Origin of the sequence: Micromonospora sp. NBC_01405 (assembly GCF_045040155.1) — a bacterium.
GTDB lineage: Bacteria > Actinomycetota > Actinomycetes > Mycobacteriales > Micromonosporaceae > Micromonospora.
This window is the reverse complement of the sequence record NZ_CP109532.1, coordinates 4,945,176-4,963,777: the sequence shown is the minus strand read 5'-3', so window position 1 is coordinate 4,963,777 and position 18,602 is coordinate 4,945,176. Positions and strand designations below refer to the sequence as shown.

The window sequence follows — 18,602 nt, the reverse complement described above, 5'->3', positions numbered from 1 at the left end:
GGGTCGGGCCGGAGCCGGCCGGGGTCAGCCGGCGAAGCGGCGTAGCACCTCGGCGCGGCTGGGCATGGCCACCGCGCCGCCCCGGGACTCGCAGACCAGGCTGGCGACCCGCAGCGCGAACGCGACCCGCCGGTGCCAGTCGGCCGGGTCGGCCGGCTCGCCGTCGAGAAGCAGGTCGGCGACGAGCGCCCCCATCACCGAGTCGCCGGCGCCGGTGGCGTCCACCGCGCGCACCCTGGGCGCGGGCACGCGTACCGGATCGGCGCCCGCGGCGGCGACCACCGCGCCGGCCGGGCCGAGGGTGACCACCACGGTCGCAGCCCCCAGTTCGCGCAGGTACGCCGCGACCCCCTCGACCGGCTCGCCGGGGTAGAGCAGCTCGGCGTCGGCGGTACTCAGCTTGACCAGGTGGGCGGAGGCGGCGAACTCGGCCACCGTCTCGCGCAGCCCGGCCAGCGCGGCCGGCCCGTCGAGCAGCCGGGGCCGCACGTTCGGGTCGAAGACCCGCAGCCCGGGGGCGATCCCCCAGGCCCGGCGCGCGGCAGCCAGCACCGACGGCTGGAGCAGCACGATCGACCCGCAGTAGACGACGTCGGCGCCCGCGACCAGGTCGGTGTCGAGGTCGTCGGGACCGAGCAGGCCGTAGGAGGGCGGCTCGCCGTAGAACCGGAAGTCAGGCTCGGGACCGGCGAAGGTGGCCACCGCCAGCGTGGTCGGGACGGGGACGGTGGCCACCCCGGCCAGGCCGACGCCCGCCCCGGTCAGGAAGTCACGGATCCGCCCGGCCAGGACGTCGTCGCCGAGCGACCCGACGAACTGCACCGCACCGCCGAGCCGGGCGACGGCGACCGCCACGTTCAGCGGCCCGCCGCCGACGGCCTGCCGGTAGACCGGCTCGCCGGCGCACTCGGTGTCGAGCAGGTCGACCAGTGCCTCGCCGAGCACCACCGCGTATCCCATTCCGGTCCCTCCGTCCACACCGCGCGCCGAGCGATCTTGTGGTACCAGGCTGGCACAGTACGCGAGGTGACGAGCGCCGAAGCCACCGTATTGGCTTAGTCAGGTGTGCGGGGCAGGGACTGGGAGGCCGCACCTGCCCCTACTGACACATCGAGCAACAGCTATTGCGCGCCGTCGGCGTCCCGTGGTGGGATGGCGCTTGCCGGGCGGTGCGGGGGCTGCCGTGCCGCCGGCGCCGGGTTCACATCCACGCGAGGGCACCGGTCCGCGAGTCGGACCGCCGACGGCGCACGTACGCCGGCCATCCGCCGGGGCACGTCCGCCTCGCCCGCCGTATCCGCGTCGGGCGGCGCTGCCGCCCCGCGTTGCCCGCGGGGCGCCCGCGTCCCGCGAGTGAGGAGAACCCGTGTCCCACCGTTCGCGTACGGCCGCCTTGCTCACCGCGGCCACCACTCTTCTCCTGGGCGCCGTCGCCCTGACGGCGGGGCCCGACCCCGCCGTCGCGCACGGCGCCGCGATGACCCCCGGCAGCCGGACCTACCTGTGCTGGAAGGACGGCCTCAGCCCCACCGGTGAGATCAAGCCGATCAACCCGGCCTGCACGGCGGCGGTCGCCCAGAGCGGGGCGAACTCGCTGTACAACTGGTTCAGCGTGCTGCGCTCCGACGCTGGCGGCCGAACCGTCGGCTTCATCCCCGACGGCAAGCTGTGCAGCGGCGGAAACCCCGGCTACACCGGGTACGACCTGGCCCGCACCGACTGGCCGCTGACCCACCTGACCGCCGGGGCCCGGCACAACTTCAAGTACAGCAACTGGGCCCACCACCCGGGCACCTTCTACTTCTACGTGACGAAGGACAGTTGGAGCCCGACCCGGGCGCTGGCCTGGAGCGACCTGGAGGAGCAGCCCTTCCTCACGGTGACCAACCCGCCGCAGAACGGCGGGGTGGGCACCAACGAGGGGCACTACTACTTCAGCGGCAACCTGCCGTCGAACAAGAGCGGCCGGCACATCATCTACTCACGCTGGGTCCGCTCCGACAGCCAGGAGAACTTCTTCGGCTGCTCCGACGTGGCCTTCGACGGGGGCAACGGCGAGGTCACCGGAGTGGGCAACGGCGGCTCGCCGAGCCCGACCACCCCGCCGCCGAGCCCGACGACTCCCCCGCCGAGCCCCACCAGCCCGCCGCCGAGCCCGACCACGCCGCCGCCGCACAGCGGGGACTGCATGGCGGTCTACAAGGTGGTCGGCGCCTGGTCCGGCGGATTCCAGGGCGAGGTGACGATCATGAACCACGGCGCGACGTCGTTCGCCGGCTGGAAGGCGACCCTGGTCTGGCCCAGCGGTCAGACGGTCAACAGCCTGTGGAACGGCTCGTACACCACGTCCGGGTCGACCACCACGGTGACCAACGCGGCCTGGAACGGCACGGTCGCCCCGGAGGGGACGACGTCGTTCGGCTTCCTCGCCAGCAGCCCCGGCGCCAACGCCCTGCCCACGGTGAGCTGCGCCCGGGCGTGACCCCGCCCGGGTGAGAACGGCGGTCCCCTGCCACGCGGCGGCAGGGGACCGCCCTCACCGGCTCAGCGGACCATGGAGCCGACCACCGGCTTGGTCAGCAGCGCGGACTGGTTGCGCTGGATGCCCGGGTCGAGCGTCTTGGCCACGAAGATCGCGTGCCAGATGCAGAAGATCAGCACCGTCCACACCTTGCGGGAGTTGTCGGCCTCCTCCCGCTTGTGCTCCTCCAGCAGCCGCATCGCGTACGACAGGTCGATCAGCTCGCCCGCGCCGGAGTTGGAGATCACCCAGCGGGCCCACTCGTACATCTCGCCGCGCAGCCACACCCGCGTCGGGGTGGGGAAGCCGAGCTTTCTGCGGTTGACGATGGCCGGGGGCACCACGCCCTGGAGGGCCTGGCGCATGGCGTACTTGGTGGCGTCGGAGCGCGGCGGGAGCTTCAGGTCCACCGGGATGGTGGCTGCCACGTCGAACACCGCCCGGTCCAGGAACGGCACCCGCACCTCCAGCGAGTGCGCCATCGAGATCCGGTCGGCCTTGACCAGGATGTCGCCGCGCAGCCAGGTGTACAGGTCGATGTACTGCATCTTGGTGACGTCGTCGAGCTCGGTGCACTCGGCGTAGATCGGGGCGGTGACGTCGGTGTAGCGCACCGAGGGGTCGTAGCGGCGCATCAGGTGCTGCTTCTCCTCCTCGGTGAACATCCGCGCGTTGCCGTAGTAGCGCTCCTCGATCGGGGTGGTGCCGCGCTCCAGGAAGCTCTTGCCCTTCACCCCCTGCGGGATGGCCTTCGAGACCGCGCGCAGGCCCTTCTGCACCCCGCCGGGCAGGCCGTTGACCGTGCCGAGGGAGAGCGGCTCCCGGTAGATGGTGTACCCGCCGAAGAACTCGTCGGCGCCCTCGCCGGAGAGGACCACGGTGACGTGCTCGGCGGCCTTCTTCGCCACGAAGTACAGCGGCACCAGCGCCGGGTCGGCGACCGGGTCGTCCAGGTGCCAGACGATCTTCGGCAGCGCGTCGATCATGTCCTGCGGCCCGATCTTGGTCGGCATGATGGTCACGTCGAGGTGCTGGGCCGACTCCTGGGCGACGTCGATCTCCGAGTACCCGGGGACGTCGTAGCCGACGGTGAAGGTGAGGATGTGCGGGTTGAACTCCCGGGCCAGGGCGACCACGGCGGTGGAGTCGATGCCGCTGGACAGGAACGAGCCGACCGGCACGTCCGAGCGCATGTGCACCCGGACGCTCTCGCGCAGCGTCTCCCGGATCTCGTGGTAGAGCCGCTGCTCGTCGCTGACCGGGGCCGGCCGGAACACCGGCCGGTACCACCGGCGCACGTCGATCCGGCCACCCGGGGTCCAGGTCAGGTACTCCCCCGAGCCGATCCGGTTGATCCCCCGGTGCAGGGTGCCGGGCTCCGGAACGTACTGGAGGGTCAGGTAGTGGCTCAGGTTCGCCGGGTCGATCCCGGCGTCCCCGGCGTACGCGGACTGCGCGAACGGCAGCAGCGCCTTCTTCTCCGAGGCGAGGTAGAGCCCGTCGGCGGTCTCCAGGTAGTGCAGCGGCTTGATGCCGAAGTAGTCGCGGGCGCCGAACGCGCGGCGCTCCTGCCGGTCCCAGATCACGAACGCGAACATGCCGCGCAGCCGGGTGAGCACCTGCTCGCCCCAGAAGTGGTAGCCGGCGACGATCACCTCGCCGTCGCCGGCGGTGGCGAACTGGGCCCCGTAGGTGCGCACCAGCTCGTCGCGCAGCTCGATGTAGTTGTAGATCTCGCCGTTGAAGGTCAGCAGGTAGCGCCCGCCCGCGTACGGCAGCGGCTCGTGGCTGGACGCCACGTCGATGATCGCGAGCCGCTTGTGCCCGAACACCCCGTCCGCGTACTGGCCGGTCGCGTCGCCCACCACCTCGACACCTGTCTCGTCCGGTCCGCGGTGGTGCAGGCACTCCAACGCCCCCGCGATGTGGTCGCGGTGGGCGGCGGCGTTGCCGTTCGCGCTGAAGAAGGCCAGGAGTCCGCACATGCCGGTCATCTTTCCACGCGGCTGGGACCGACGTCGCAGGCACCGCAGGCACCCCACATCCGCGCGCGAGGGGTAGCGTCTGGGCCAGCGGCCTGGCGGAGGGAGCGGATCATGAGCGAGAAGCGGGCGGGCGACCAGCCTACGGACGGCACCGAGTCACACGACCCCGATTTCCCGGAGGCGTTCCTGTCGTTCATGCGCCAGGGCTGGCGGGACACGGCCCTTCCGGTCGGCCCCCGGGTGGAGGTGCCCAACCACGCCAAGCGGCGGGCCGCGCTCTCCGCGGCCTTCCCGGGCGAGACGCTGGTGATCCCCACCGGCGAGGAGAAGGTACGCGCCAACGACACCGAGTACCGGTTCCGGCCGGGCAGCGACTTCGCGTACCTGACCGGCGACCACGACCCGGACGGCGTGCTGGTGCTGCGCCCGAACGGCTCGGGGCACGACGCCACCCTGTACACGCGGCCCCGGTCCTCCCGGGAGACCGACGAGTTCTTCCGCAGCCGGCACGGCGAGCTGTGGGTGGGCCGGCGGCACACCCTGGCCGAGAAGTCGACCGAGCTGGGCCTGCCCACCGCCGACCTGACCGAGCTGGACGCGGCGCTGGCCGAGCTGGCGCCGGGGCGTACCCGGGTGCTGCGCGGCTTCGACGCCCGGGTGGACTCGGCCGTGCGCCCGTACGACGGGCCGCGCGAGGAGGGGCAGCCCGCCCGGGACCGGGAGCTGGCGATCGCGATCTCCGAGGCCAAGCTGGTCAAGGACGAGTGGGAGATCGCCCAGCTCCAGGACGCGATCGACGCCACGGTGCGGGGCTTCGAGGACGTGGCCCGGGTGCTGCCGGCCGACCGGGCGGTCTCCGAGCGGCTGCTGGAGGGGATCTTCGCGCTGCGCGCCCGGCACGACGGCAACGACGTCGGCTACGGCTCGATCGTCGGGGCCGGCGAGCACGCCACGATCCTGCACTGGGTGCACAACCACGGCGTCACCCGGCCGGGCGAGCTGCTGCTCATGGACATGGGCGTGGAGAACCGCAACCTCTACACCGCCGACGTGACCCGGGTGTTCCCGGTCGACGGCCGGTTCACCCCGCTGCAGCGGCAGGTCTACGACATCGTGTACGCCTCCCAGCAGGCCGGCATCGACCTCATCAGGCCGGGGGTGCAGTTCAAGGACGTCCAGCTGACGTGCATGCGGGTGCTGGCCGAGGGCCTGCACGACCTGGGCCTGCTGCCGGTGAGCGTGGACGAGGCGATGGACGAGAAGTCGACGGTCTACCGCCGGTGGACGCTGCACGGCTTCGGCCACATGCTCGGCATCGACGTGCACGACTGCGCGAACGCCCGCAAGGAGACGTACCGCGACGGCGCGCTCGGCGAGGGCTACGTGCTCACCGTCGAGCCGGGCCTGTACTTCCAGCCGGAGGACGAGCTGGTCCCCGAGGAGCTGCACGGCATCGGCATCCGGATCGAGGACGACGTGCTGGTGACCGCGACCGGCGCGGTCAACCTCTCGGCCGGGCTGCCGCGCCGGGCCGACGAGGTGGAGACGTGGCTGGCCGAGCAGCGCGAGGCGGGTCCGCGCCTGCCCGGCTGATCCTCAAGTACGACCACGGCGGGCTCCGCCGCCGGTACGCGACGTTTCGACCGTCGACGCACCGGTGGCGGGGCCCGCCGCCGTTTCCCCCTGCGGCACCTTCGTGCACAGCATCGCCCGACTGCGGACTCCCGTCCCATCCGAGAACAATGCGGGGTTTTTTCGGATACGTCCTCCTCGTGAGGAACGCTCTCATACGGTGGGGATCAGAAGGCTGCAACCCATTTGTAGCTGGTCGCGCCCCTTCGGGCGGTGCGGCCCCGTCTGGTAGCAGGAAAGGGCGGAAGGTTCTGATGTCCAACGACGAAACGACTCCCGGCGGCGGGGTGCACGCCACCCCGCCGGCGAAACGACGGCGGGCTCTCTGGGTCGCCACCGGCGTTGCCGGCCTGACCGGCGTCGTCGGTCTGGCGGCGCTCGGCGGACTGGCCACCCGCGAAGACAAGTCAGACGACGCGAACCGACTGTCGGATCAGCACTCGGCCACCGCGAAGCAGAACGTCAGCGACGCCGGCCGGGCCGACGAGGAACGCGGCAAGGAGAACGACGGCCAGGATCCCGGCAAGCAGGACGACTGGAGCGACGCCGAGTGGTCCGGCCAGGACGACTGGTCGGGCAAGGACCGGGACAAGGACCGGGGCGGCCGGGGTGAGCGTGACGAGGAGGGCCGGGTCCGTGAGGTGCCCTGCGACGACGACGCGCTGGTCGAAGCGGTGGTACGGGCCAACAACGAACTCGGCGGCACGCTGAAACTCGCCCGGGACTGCAAGTACGAACTCAGCGACCACGACCGCAAGAACGGCTCCGCCCTGCCCACGATCCGCCAACGGATCACCATCAAGGGCGACAAGTCCATCATCAAGCGCGACTCCAGCAACGCCTTCCGCATCTTCACCGTCGGCGAAGGCGGCGAACTCACCCTCAAGGGCGTCACCGTCAAGGACGGCAACGCCGCCCGCGAGAAGAAGAAGGAACAAGAACCCTGGCCCACCACACCCGACAACACCACCCCACCGAAGACCGACACCCCACCGACCGGCACCAAGCCAGACCCGGCAACCGCACCGGTCGTACCGGTCGTACCGGTCGCGCCGGCCGTGCCGGTCGTGCCGGTCGTGCCGGGTGAGTCCGGTGAGTCGGGTGAGTCGGGTGAGTCGGGTGAGGGTTCGAAGCCCGGCACCTACGACGAGGGCGCCGACGGCGGCGCGATCCTCGTCAAGCCCGGCGGCAGCGCCTTCCTCGAAGACAGCAACCTGTTCAACAACAACGCCAGCGGCAACGGCGGCGCCATCGCCAACTTCGGCCGCGTCCACCTCGACCGCACCACCGTGGAAAACAACCACGCCAAGGAAAACGGCGGCGGCATCTTCAACGCCGGCATCCTCAGGATCAAGGAATCCCACATCACCAACAACACCGCCGGCAAAAACGGCGGCGGCATCGCCAACGGCAACACCCACGAACCCAAGACCAACACCTACGAACCCACAATCACCATCGGCACCACCGCCACCGGCACCGTCGAAATCACCAAGAGCACCATCAACAGAAACACCGCCAACCACAACGGCGGCGGCATCTACACCGCCAACGGCTTCCTCGACATCACCTCCACCGACATCAAGGACAACACCGCCTGCCACAGCGGCGGCGGCATCTACGCCACCGACACCAACCTCCACCTCCGCCACGTCACCATCGACAACAACAAAGCCAGCCAAGACGGCGGCGGCATCTTCAACACCAGCACCACCAACAAGCCCAAAACCACCACCGAACACGACAACGACGACAACAAAGACCGCGGCAGCGCCACCATCGACGACAGCGCCATCCGCGGCAACACCGCCGGCCGCCGCGGCGGCGGCATCTTCAACGGCGACCCCGACCTCAAACCCGGCCCCAACAAAGACAACCGCGCAACCCTCACCCTCCGCAACAGCGAGGTCAAGGGCAACACCGCCGGCAACGGCGGCGGCATCTTCAACAACCGCGGCCACGTCAACATCATCAACACCAAAATCACCAAGAACACCGCCACCGACACCAACAAGCCCTACGACATCGCCGGCGGCATCGTCAACAACGACGGCAAAGTCCGCCTCGACGACGAATCCATCGTCATCGACAACGACCCCACCAACTGCACCGGCCACATCCCCAACTGCTTCGCCTGACCGAGGCTGCACCACATAGCGGAGACAGGGCCCCTTCCGACCGCCGACCGGCGGCGGGAGGGGCTCCTCGCGCCCCGACAGCTACGTCCGGATTAGGGCCAGCCTGAGCGTGCCGTACCCCTAATGTGCGGTTCCTTCGGATATGACCGCGCTACGAAGAACATTCTCATAAGGTGTTCTTAAGTAGCTACAACCGATTTGTAGCCAAGGCGCCTCGCGATGGCGAAGCACCTTGTCTGGTACGAGGAGAGAGCAGAGAGCTCCGATGTCCAACTACCTTCCGAAGAGCACCGATACGGCGCGGGAAACCGGGGCGGCGCCGCGCCACCGCAAGCTGTGGCTCGCCACCGGCGTGGCCGGCCTGACCGGCGTTGTCAGCCTCGTCACCGTGGGTGCCGCCACCGGCGCGGGGGCGGCGGGAATGAACCGGCTGGACAACCTCAAGTGGTCCACCGCCGAGCAGGTCGTCAAGGACGACGGGCCCGGCAGGGACGCTCGTGACGAGCACCGCGACAAGGACCGGGACAAGGACCGGGACGGCCGGGGTGAGCGTGACGAGGAGGGCCGGGTCCGTGAGGTGCCCTGCGACGACGACGCGCTGGTCGAAGCGGTGGTACGGGCCAACAACGAACTCGGCGGCACGCTGAAACTCGCCCGGGACTGCAAGTACGAGCTCAGCGACCACGACCGCAAGAACGGCTCCGCCCTGCCCACGATCCGCCAACGGATCACCATCAAGGGCGACAAGTCCATCATCAAGCGCGACTCCAGCAACGCCTTCCGCATCTTCACCGTCGGCGAAGGCGGCGAACTCACCCTCAAGGGCGTCACCGTCAAGGACGGCAACGCCGCCCGCGAGAAGAAGAAGGAACAAGAACCCTGGCCCACCACACCCGACAACACCACCCCACCGAAGACCGACACCCCACCAACCGGCACCAAGCCAGACCCGGCAACCGCACCGGCCGCCAAGCCAGACCCGGCAACCGCACCGGCCGCCAAGCCAGAGCCGGCAGCCGCACCGGCCGCCAAGGCAGAGCCGGCCGCCAAGCCGGGCCCGGCAGCCGCGCCGGTGGTCAAGGCAGATTCGGCCGCCGCACCGGTAGCCGCACCGGCCGCCAAGCCGGACCCGGCAGTCGCCGCACCGGTTGCCGGGACCACTCCGGCCGCGCCAACCGCGCCGGTCATGCCGGGGATGCCAGCCGCGCCGGCCGCGCCGGTCGCACCGGCCGCACCGGCCGCACCGGCCGCACCGGCCGCACCGGCCGTGCCGGTCGTGCCGGGTGAGTCGGGTGAGTCGGGTGAGGGTTCGAAGCCCGGCACCTACGACGAGGGCGCCGACGGCGGCGCGATCCTCGTCAAGCCCGGCGGCAGCGCCTTCCTCGAAGACAGCAACCTGTTCAACAACAACGCCAGCGGCAACGGCGGCGCCATCGCCAACTTCGGCCGCGTCCACCTCGACCGCACCACCGTGGAAAACAACCACGCCAAGGAAAACGGCGGCGGCATCTTCAACGCCGGCATCCTCAGGATCAAGGAATCCCACATCACCAACAACACCGCCGGCAAAAACGGCGGCGGCATCGCCAACGGCAACACCCACGAACCCAAGACCAACACCTACGAACCCACAATCACCATCGGCACCACCGCCACCGGCACCGTCGAAATCACCAAGAGCACCATCAACAGAAACACCGCCAACCACAACGGCGGCGGCATCTACACCGCCAACGGCTTCCTCGACATCACCTCCACCGACATCAAGGACAACACCGCCTGCCACAGCGGCGGCGGCATCTACGCCACCGACACCAACCTCCACCTCCGCCACGTCACCATCGACAACAACAAAGCCAGCCAAGACGGCGGCGGCATCTTCAACACCAGCACCACCAACAAGCCCAAAACCACCACCGAACACGACAACGACGACAACAAAGACCGCGGCAGCGCCACCATCGACGACAGCGCCATCCGCGGCAACACCGCCGGCCGCCGCGGCGGCGGCATCTTCAACGGCGACCCCGACCTCAAACCCGGCCCCAACAAAGACAACCGCGCAACCCTCACCCTCCGCAACAGCGAGGTCAAGGGCAACACCGCCGGCAACGGCGGCGGCATCTTCAACAACCGCGGCCACGTCAACATCATCAACACCAAAATCACCAAGAACACCGCCACCGACACCAACAAGCCCTACGACATCGCCGGCGGCATCGTCAACAACGACGGCAAAGTCCGCCTCGACGACGAATCCATCGTCATCGACAACGACCCCACCAACTGCACCGGCCACATCCCCAACTGCTTCGCCTGACGGCAGGCAGGGCTGGTAGCCGGCAACGGTGACACCGGCCACGGGCAGTCCACCGGCCCCGCTCGGGAAGGATCCGCACACGGATCCCACCGGGCGGGGCCGGCGGCCGTCTCCGGTGCCGACGGGCCGGACACGGGCCGGCCCCCTTCCGCCACGGACGGAAGGGGGCCGGTCGGTCGACGGCTACCTCTGGACGAAGACCGCCACGCTGCGCGCCGGCACCGTGAAGGTTCCGGTGCCCCGGTCGAACGACGCGGTGCGCAGCACCGGGTCGGCGGAGGCCCTCAGCACCGGGTGCAGCGCCACGTCCGCCCCGCGCAGCCCGGCGACCCGCTGCCGCGCCGCCCCCGGGGTGGCGTTGAAGACGACGGTCACCGACCGCCACTTCCCGTCGAGCCCGCGGGTGTCGAGGGTCATGGTGAGCACGCCCGGGGTCTCGGCGGTGCCGGAGAGCGGGAAGGCGACCCGCTTCTGCACCTGCTCGGCGGTGGCCAGCCCGAACACCGGCGAGGACTCGCGGATACGCAGCAACTCCGCGTACCGGGCATCGGCCAGGTCGATCGCCGCGCAGCCCGGCACCAGCGACGGATCGGCCAGCAGCGGCTTCGCGTACGGCCACTTGTCCTGGTTGTCCGCCGCCGGCGGGAGGCCGGCACCGAAGCCGTTGCCCTCGGTGCAGTCCCAGCGGATCTGGTTGAACCAGTCACCGGAGTTGTACGAGTTGCGGTCCAGCGACTTCGAGCGCAGCCGTTCCGAGCCGGCCGTCACGAACCCGGTCCCCTGGCCCATCACCACCGTGGAGAGGGCGAGCACCTGCATCCGGGCCCGGTCCGCCGCCGAGGTGGCCTGCGGCAGCTTGTACGCCAACGCGTCGTACAGGATCTCGTTGTCGTGCGCGTCGACGTAGGTGACCGCCTCCCCCGGCGCGGCGGTGTAGCCGGCGGGCGAGCCGTTGTAGTCGACCTGGCCGCCGGTGACCTGCCGGCCGGCCGAGTCGGTGAACCGGTAGCCGCGCAGGTTGCCCGTCAGCCCGACCTTGATCAGGTCGTGGGCGTGCAGCAGCCGGGCCTTCTGCTCGGCAGCCGACCCGTTCACCGGGTCGCCGTTGGGGTCGGTGAACAGGCCCGACGCGAAGCCCTGCACCCGCGGGTTCGGGTCGAACGGCCCGCCGCCGCGCACCGCGTCACGGAGCCGGTCGTTGAACGTGCCGATCCCGGTCCCCGCCATGTTGGCCTGGGTGGCCTGCACGAACCGGGCGTCGTCGGCCACCTCGCCGAAGTTCCAGCCCTCGCCGTACAGCAGGATCTTCTGCCCGTCCACGCCGTCGCGGGCGACGGTGAGCCGGTCCAGGGCGGCCCGCACGGCCAGGATGTTCGCCTTCGGGTGGTGGCCCATCAGGTCGAACCGGAACCCGTCCACCTTGTACTGCTTCGCCCAGGTGACCAGGGAGTCGACCACCAGCTTGCCCATCATGGCGTGCTCGGGGGCGGTGTTCGCGCAGCAGGTCGAGTTGGCGACCGTACCGTCGGACAGCAGCCGGTGGTAGTAGCCCGGCACGACCTGGTCGAGCACCGACTTGCCGTCGGTGCCCGAGGCCGACGTGTGGTTGTAGACCACGTCCATGACCACCCGCAGGCCGGCGCCGTTGACCCCGGCGACCATCTGGCGGAACTCGGTGGTCCGCTTCGCCCCGGCCGGGTCGACGGCGTAGCCGCCCTCCGGCACGGTGTAGTGCAGCGGGTCGTACCCCCAGTTGTAGCCGTCGGACTCCGCCACCGCCGCCACGCACTTCTGCTGCTCGTCGGAGTCCGGGGGCAGCTTCGCCAGGTCACAGGCCGGCTGCCGCTGGTCGGCCCGGCGCTCGGGGATGGTGGCGAAGTCGAACGCCGGCAGCAGGTGCAGGTAGTCGACCCCGGCGCCGCCGAGCGCCCTCAGGTGCCTCATCCCGGCCGTGTCCGGGTCGGTGAAGGCGAGGTAGGTGCCCCGCCGCTCGGCCGGCACGGTGCTGTCGGCGATGGAGAAGTCCCGGACGGAAACCTCCTGGACCTGCGCCTTCGCGGCGGGTGGCGCGGCAGGCTTGCGCAGGTTCGCCCACCCTCTCGGGGCCAGCGCCGGGTCGGCCAGGTCGACGACCTGGCTGTGCGTGGAGTCCGGCGCGAGCGCCACCGAGTACGGGTCGGTCACCGAGGCGGTGACCACCTTCTGCGCCGCCGGCTGCCACGCCTCGACCCGGTACCGGTAGTACTTCCCGGTCCAGCCCCGGTCGCCGCGCGCCGACCAGACGCCGGTGCGGTCGTCGCGGCGCATCGACACGGTACGCGGCGCGGCGGTCGGCGAGTCGAACAGTTCCAGCGCCACCGTCCGCGCGGTGGGCGCCCACACCGCGAGGGTGGGCACCCCGCCGGCGAAGGTCGCCCCGAGCCTCGCCTCGGTGGCGGCGGCGTAGACGTCGTCGAGCACGCCCGGGACCTGCACCCCGGTCGCGCCGAGCAGCGCGCCCCGCGCGTCCCGCTCGGTCACCACGAGCTGCCCGCGCAGCGCCGCCGGGACCTTCGCCAGGTCGCCCCGGTCCAGGCTGAACGCCTGGTACGCCCACAGGTGCGGGTGCTTCGCGCGCTGGGCCTCGGTGAGCCCGTTGCGCTGCGCCCGCAGCGGCAACGTGGTGTACGTCCCGGACAGCTCCCCGTCGACGACGCTCAGCCCGCCGGCCGGGGCGGCCGCCAGGGCGTACGTCCGGCCGTCGGTGGGCCCGGCCTGCCAGGCCACGGTGGACCGGTCGATCCACTGTGCCTTTTGCTGGGTGATGTCCACGTCCCTGGACGCCCCGGACGAGGTCGACGGCAGCAGCCGGCCCGGCGTGCCGGCGAGCAGCCACACCTCCCGGCCTGCCGCGGCGAAGTCGAGCCGCTGGTCGTCCGGCAGGTCCTTGGCGTCGCCGTTGTGGATGATGTAGCTCAGCCCGGTGGCCCCGGCCGCCAGCGGCACCCGGAAGACCGCGCCGAACGCGTCGGTCCGCTCCGGCTTGAGCGGGGCGGACCACTCGGTCGGGTTGGCCGCGCCGTCCCACAGGTGCAGGCCCCAGCCGTCGTAGTTGTTGTCGGCCCGGCGGTAGTGGATCAGCGCGGTGCCCTCGTCGACCGGCGGATCCGGCTCGCCGGTGGCCGCCTGCCGGGTCGGGTAGAGCGCGGCGTCGCCCTGTTTCACCCACACCTCGCCAGTTTGCGTGACGTCGATGGTCCGGTCGTTGGCGACGTCCTTGTTCCCATCGGAGTCGACCACCAGGAAGCCGACCGACTTCGCGCCCGGCTTCAGCTTCACCCAGGCGAACCGGCCGAACGAGTCCTCGCCGGCGAACGGCTGCCCCTTCGGCCACTCGGTGACGTACGCGGGGTCGATGTCGCCCCAGGCGTACAAACCCCAGTCGTCGTACCCGCCGGCCGGGCGCTGGTAGTGCACCACCGCCCAGTCCCGCGACGCGCCCTGCGCCGGCGTGCCGACGGTGGCGGTGGAGCGGGTGCTCGCGGTGCGCCCCCTGCCGTCGCGGACGACGGCCTTGTACTCGATCCGCGTGCCGCCGGCCAGGCCGGTCAGGTCGTGGTGCACGGTGTACGGGGCCCGGTGGGCGCTGCCCAGCAGCGTCCACCTGCCGCCGGCGACCCGGGCGGCGACGGTGACGGTGGCCAGCGGATCGCCGGTGACCTGGGCGGTGACGGCGGCGCGGGTGGCGACCGGGGCGTCCGGGGCGGGGGCGGTGATGCCGATCGACGGCTTCGCGTCGGCCTGCGGGATCGCCTGGCCGGCCCGGTACACCACGGCGGACAGCGCCGGCACGGTCACGGCCAGCCTGCCGTCGGCCCCGGCGGTCGCGGTCGCCGCGCCGCCGTAGATCCCGGCGAAGGCCGCCCCGGCCGACCAGGTGTCCACGGTGACGGTCTGCGCGGTGCCGGCGTTGTTCACGGCGACGACGTACTCGGTGCGGCGCTTCGGGTCGATCCGGGAGAAGGCGAAGACGCCGGGCCCGTCGGCGGCGTACCGGGTGACCTGGACGCCGTCGCGCAGCGCCGGGTGGGCCTGCCGGAGCCGCCCCAGCTCGGCGATGGTGCGGTAGAGCGGGTGCGTCGGGTCGAACTGGTCGCCGGCATGGGTGCGGTCGGTCCCGATCAGGTCGTCGTCGAGGTAGTCGGGCACCTCCGACGCGAACATGTCCTGCCGGGCGTCCTTGTCGCCGCCCGGGCCGGTGAAGCCCTGCTCGTCGCCGGAGTACACCACCGGCTGGCCCCGGGTGAGAAACATGAGCTGGTGGGCGAGCTGGTCGCGGCGTAGCTGCGCGGCGTCGTCGCCGCCGGAGGCCGCGATGAACGAACCGATCCGGCCCATGTCGTGGTTGCCGAGGAAGGTGGTCAGCCGGTTGGCGTCGGTGTCCCGGGAGGCGTAGAGGTCGTCGCGGGCGTACACGTCGGCGAGCGCCTTCGCGGAGCCGTCGGCGGCGGTGTAGCCCCGGGCCGCCTCCTGGAAGGCGAAGTCGAGGGTGGCCGGCAGGCCGCCACGCCGCACATAGCTGGAGGTGATCTCCGGGTCGGCACTGTAGACCTCGCCGAACATGAAGAAGTCCTTCTTTCCGGCGGCTTCGGCGGCCCGCTGGATGCCCCGGCTGAACTGCGGCCAGAACTCCAGGTTGGTGTGCTTGACGGTGTCCAGGCGGAACCCGTCGACGCCGGTGCCGCCGATCCAGTCGCCGTAGACCTTGGTCAGGCCGCGCACCACCTCGGGGCGCTCGGTCCACAGGTCGTCCAGGCCGTAGAAGTCGCCGTACTCGCTGTTCTCGCCGGAGAAGGTCGAGTCGCCCCGGTTGTGGTACATGGTGGCGTCGTTGAGCCACGCCGGGACCTTGGCCTTCGCGTCGGCCGGGGTGTCGAAGGCCGGGGTGTACGGGAAGGAGTCGGTGTTCACCTTCGGGAAGTCCCGGCTGCCGTCGGCGTAGTTACTGTCCTCGAAGGCCCGCCCCCGCGCATCGGTGTACGGCGCGGTCTTCTTGTCGATGTACGCGTACTTGCCCTCGGCGTACTTGATGACGTCGGCGGTGTGGTTGACGATGACGTCGAGGTACACCTTGATGCCCCGCTGGTGCGAGAGCTTGACCAGCCTCTTCAGCTCCTCATTGGTGCCGAAGTGCGGGTCGACCTGGGTGAAGTCGGTGATCCAGTAGCCGTGGTAGCCGGCCGACACGTCCGCGCCTGCGCCCTGCACGGGCCGGTTCTTGAAGATCGGGGCGAGCCAGATCGCCGTGGTGCCGAGCCCCTGGATGTAGTCGAGCTTGTCCAGCACCCCCTTGAGGTCGCCGCCGTGGTAGAAGCCCTTGTCCTTGGGGTCGAGGCCGGTCTTCAGCCGGTCCCCGGCGAGCCCACCGGAATCGTTGCGCGGGTCGCCGTTGGCGAACCGGTCCGGCAGGACGAAGTAGAACTGCTCGGCGCGGGCGTCGCCGGAGCCTGCCTTCAGCAGGGCCTCGACGGAGGGTTCGGAGCGCCACTGCACCGCGCCGGCGGCGGCGAGAGGGTCGGTGCCGGTCGGGTTCGGGGCGGCCTCGGCGGCGAGCTGGTGCGCGGCGACGGGGGTGCCGACGAGGGCGAGTGTGAGGGTGGAGACCAAGGCGAGCAACGCCTTACGGGACATCGGCGAGCGTTTCATCGACGGCCTTCCTCTGGTCGTGATTCGCCCGCACGCTAGCCCTTGCCGAAACGTTCTGCAAGACCTTGCAAACGAGAGCGCAACAATGCCGACATCTTGCAAGCGCCGGCTCGCGGGTGGACGCCATCGCGGGCGGCGGGCGCGGGCGGCGCGGGCGGCTGCAGCCGGCAGCGACCGGGCCCGGCTGCGGCCCCGGCGGGAACCTTGCGGCTCGGCGGGGTCAGGCGATGCGGATGACCGTGCAGATGGCGGGGCCCTTGTCGGTGCCGCGCAGCAGATACCGGTAGCGCTCGCCGGGCACCCGCCGCCCCTGGCTGTCCAGGAACTCCCACTCCACGGCCACCTCGATGAGCAGCGCGGAGACCCGCTGCACGTCCTCGATCAGGGCGTTGGCCGCCACCAGCTCGCGCTCCTGGTAGTCCGGGGCCGCGCCGACGAAGGAGAGCGCCACCGCGGCCGGGGAGACGAACGAGAAACTGTAGGTGTCGGCGACCACCAGCCCGGGCAGGGCGTAGCAGCCGGCCACGGCCGCCACGTCACCGGTGGTGAGCGCGACGCCGTACCGGTCGAAGAAGTCGGTCAGCGCGTCGAGATCGGCTGGGGCTGTCACGAGGACTGTCAATTGCCACCCGGCCGCCCCGGCAAACCGGCCCCTGGCAGCGCCCCGGCGGGCGACGCCGCCGTCGCTCAGCGTTGCGGGATGTGTACCTCGATCTCGGCGCCGAGCTGGGCCCCGGCGGCCAGGCCGAGGTCGTCGCCGCTCCAGAACCGGCCCGGGTCGTACCAGTTCGGCCGGCGGCCCGCCGGCAGCAGGCCCATCGCCTCGTAGGTCACCGCGACCACCTCGGCGCAGTACGCCGTCTCCAGCGCCCGGTCACGTACCGCGACGTCGCCGGGGGTGTCCCGCCGGGCCGGCAGGGGCAGCCGCACCCGTGGCATCCGGCCCCGCGCCCAGCGCCAGGCGAGCTGGGCGGTGGAGGGGAAGGGGGTGCCGTCGAGGCGGGCGACGGTACGCAGCACCGCCTTCTCCATCTCCGCGTCGGCGGACGGTTCGAGCTGCCGGAGCCAGGCCCGCTGGCCGTACCGGTTGGCCCAGACGCAGACCGCGTTTCGCAGGTCGTGCAGCTGCACCCCGCGCTGGTGGGTGCCGGTCCACATGTCCGGCAGCGACCGGCCCAACTCGGCGTGCCACATCAGCGGCGGCATGTCGTCCAGCACCACCGCCATGCCGACGTGGTTGACCGGGCTGTTGGTGGTGAACTGGATGGCGCGGTCGGGCGCGCTACGGCCCCGGAACACCCATACGTCGCCGGTTCGGGTCAACTCCACGGCCTCGTCCAGGCTGATGCTCATACCCTCACCCCGGCACCGTCGGCGCTCTGTTCGCTCATGGGGGTCTACCCTAAGCGGATGCGGCAAAGGATGCGGTGGTGGAAGGTGCTCGGGCTGGCTGGTCTCGCTGGTGTCGCCGCGACCGGGGTGGTCGTCGCCCGGGCGGAACGGCGGCGGCGGGCGTACACCCCGGAGGAGATCCGGGCCCGGCTGCGCGACCGGCACGCGGAGGCCAGCGCCCCCGGCACCGGCCCCGACACCCCGGCCTGAGCCCTCCGGCCCGTCGGCCCGTTCCCCAACGGTGCTCTGCACCACCGCCTCAGGCCGGTCACCCCTTGGGGTGCGCGTCCACCCCGGCCGGGAGGTTTCGCCGGGCGCTTCCGGCCCCGGGCATCCGGTCCAGCACCCACAGGTCGTGTTAATCAAGAGGTTTGTGTCGGAATCCCCGCTTCGATGGGGGCCGAAGGCAAGCAGCATCCGTCGTCGCCGGCCGGCGGGTGATACCTGTTCGACCCCCTTTGCTCTGCTGCCCTCCGTGCAACGCTCAGGAGCGTGGCCGATGTTTCCTGCCGTCCGTGTTGGCCCGCGGCCCGAAGCGGATGCGCGGTGCCGGTGTTGCGGTGACGGCAGCAGAGCAAAGGGACCGGGGGCACTCCGGCTTGAGGATGGCCGGAACCCGTCTGCAGCAGCCAGCTTCGTCGGTGGCGGCGGTCGGCCATCCTGCCTGCCATCGGACCCGGCAAGCCGAGCAGAAGGCAGCCCGCCGTACGGACCGCGCCCCGGCCTCACCCCGTTGATCAAGCGGCTTGTGTCGGATTTCGCCTTTTTGACAGGAGCCTCTTGACCAAGCCAACGGGGTGGTGGGTGGTTTGGGGTGGGGTGTCCGGTGGTCGGGGTCACCGTGGGGGTGGAATCGGTGGGGGGTCGGGGGCGTTGTACATGGTTCACCCGGGCGAGACCGGCCCGGGGTAGCTCCCGGGGCCGGGGCC

10 protein-coding genes are annotated in these 18,602 nt (G+C 71.1%); 5 read left to right on the top strand and 5 right to left on the bottom strand.

Features of this window, described 5'->3' with window-relative positions:
* Positions 1 to 24: 24 nt before the first annotated feature.
* The gene (locus tag OG559_RS21790) at positions 25 to 960 is read right to left on the bottom strand and encodes a carbohydrate kinase (RefSeq protein WP_405106428.1); all 936 of its coding nucleotides are present in this window, start codon (positions 958 to 960) and stop codon (positions 25 to 27) included.
* 406 nt (positions 961 to 1,366) lie between these two features.
* Here OG559_RS21790 and OG559_RS21785 point away from each other — a divergent pair, with 406 nt between their 5' ends.
* Positions 1,367 to 2,482, top strand: a complete 1,116-nt coding sequence (locus OG559_RS21785) for a lytic polysaccharide monooxygenase (RefSeq protein WP_405106426.1) — start codon at positions 1,367 to 1,369, stop codon at positions 2,480 to 2,482.
* 62 nt (positions 2,483 to 2,544) lie between these two features.
* Here OG559_RS21785 and asnB read toward each other — a convergent pair whose 3' ends face one another.
* Complete coding sequence (gene asnB / locus OG559_RS21780) at positions 2,545 to 4,506, bottom strand: asparagine synthase (glutamine-hydrolyzing) (protein WP_405106424.1); 1,962 nt, start codon at positions 4,504 to 4,506, stop codon at positions 2,545 to 2,547.
* 111 nt (positions 4,507 to 4,617) lie between these two features.
* On the opposite strand from asnB, the gene OG559_RS21775 reads away from it, so the two are divergent.
* From OG559_RS21775 to OG559_RS21765, 3 genes are all read left to right on the top strand, one after another.
* On the top strand, positions 4,618 to 6,099 hold the full coding sequence (locus OG559_RS21775; protein WP_405106422.1) for an aminopeptidase P family protein: 1,482 nt from the start codon (positions 4,618 to 4,620) through the stop codon (positions 6,097 to 6,099).
* Between the two features lie 326 nt (positions 6,100 to 6,425).
* Positions 6,426 to 8,276 carry a hypothetical protein gene (locus OG559_RS21770; protein WP_405106420.1) on the top strand — a complete coding sequence of 617 codons (1,851 nt, stop codon included), beginning with the start codon at positions 6,426 to 6,428 and terminating at the stop codon, positions 8,274 to 8,276.
* Between the two features lie 265 nt (positions 8,277 to 8,541).
* Entirely contained in the window at positions 8,542 to 10,596 is a 2,055-nt protein-coding gene (locus OG559_RS21765) for a hypothetical protein (protein WP_405106418.1), read from the top strand.
* A gap of 183 nt (positions 10,597 to 10,779) precedes the next feature.
* Here the strand turns inward: OG559_RS21765 and pulA are convergent, their stop codons facing one another.
* The 3 genes from pulA to OG559_RS21750 all read right to left on the bottom strand — a co-directional run bounded on the left by pulA (position 10,780) and on the right by OG559_RS21750 (position 17,634).
* Positions 10,780 to 16,281, bottom strand: coding sequence for a pullulanase-type alpha-1,6-glucosidase (gene pulA, locus OG559_RS21760; protein WP_405106416.1), 5,502 nt, complete (start codon positions 16,279 to 16,281; stop codon positions 10,780 to 10,782).
* 220 nt (positions 16,282 to 16,501) lie between these two features.
* Positions 16,502 to 16,891 carry a hypothetical protein gene (locus OG559_RS21755; protein ID WP_405106414.1) on the bottom strand — a complete coding sequence of 130 codons (390 nt, stop codon included), beginning with the start codon at positions 16,889 to 16,891 and terminating at the stop codon, positions 16,502 to 16,504.
* A 77-nt stretch (positions 16,892 to 16,968) separates the two neighbouring features.
* Positions 16,969 to 17,634, bottom strand: coding sequence for a hypothetical protein (locus OG559_RS21750; RefSeq protein WP_405106412.1), 666 nt, complete (start codon positions 17,632 to 17,634; stop codon positions 16,969 to 16,971).
* Positions 17,635 to 17,703: 69 nt separating this feature from the next.
* Between OG559_RS21750 and OG559_RS21745 the strand changes: the two genes are divergently transcribed.
* Positions 17,704 to 17,883: a hypothetical protein gene (locus OG559_RS21745; protein WP_405116861.1), complete on the top strand. Its 180-nt coding sequence runs from the start codon at positions 17,704 to 17,706 to the stop codon at positions 17,881 to 17,883.
* Positions 17,884 to 18,602 lie beyond the last annotated feature (719 nt).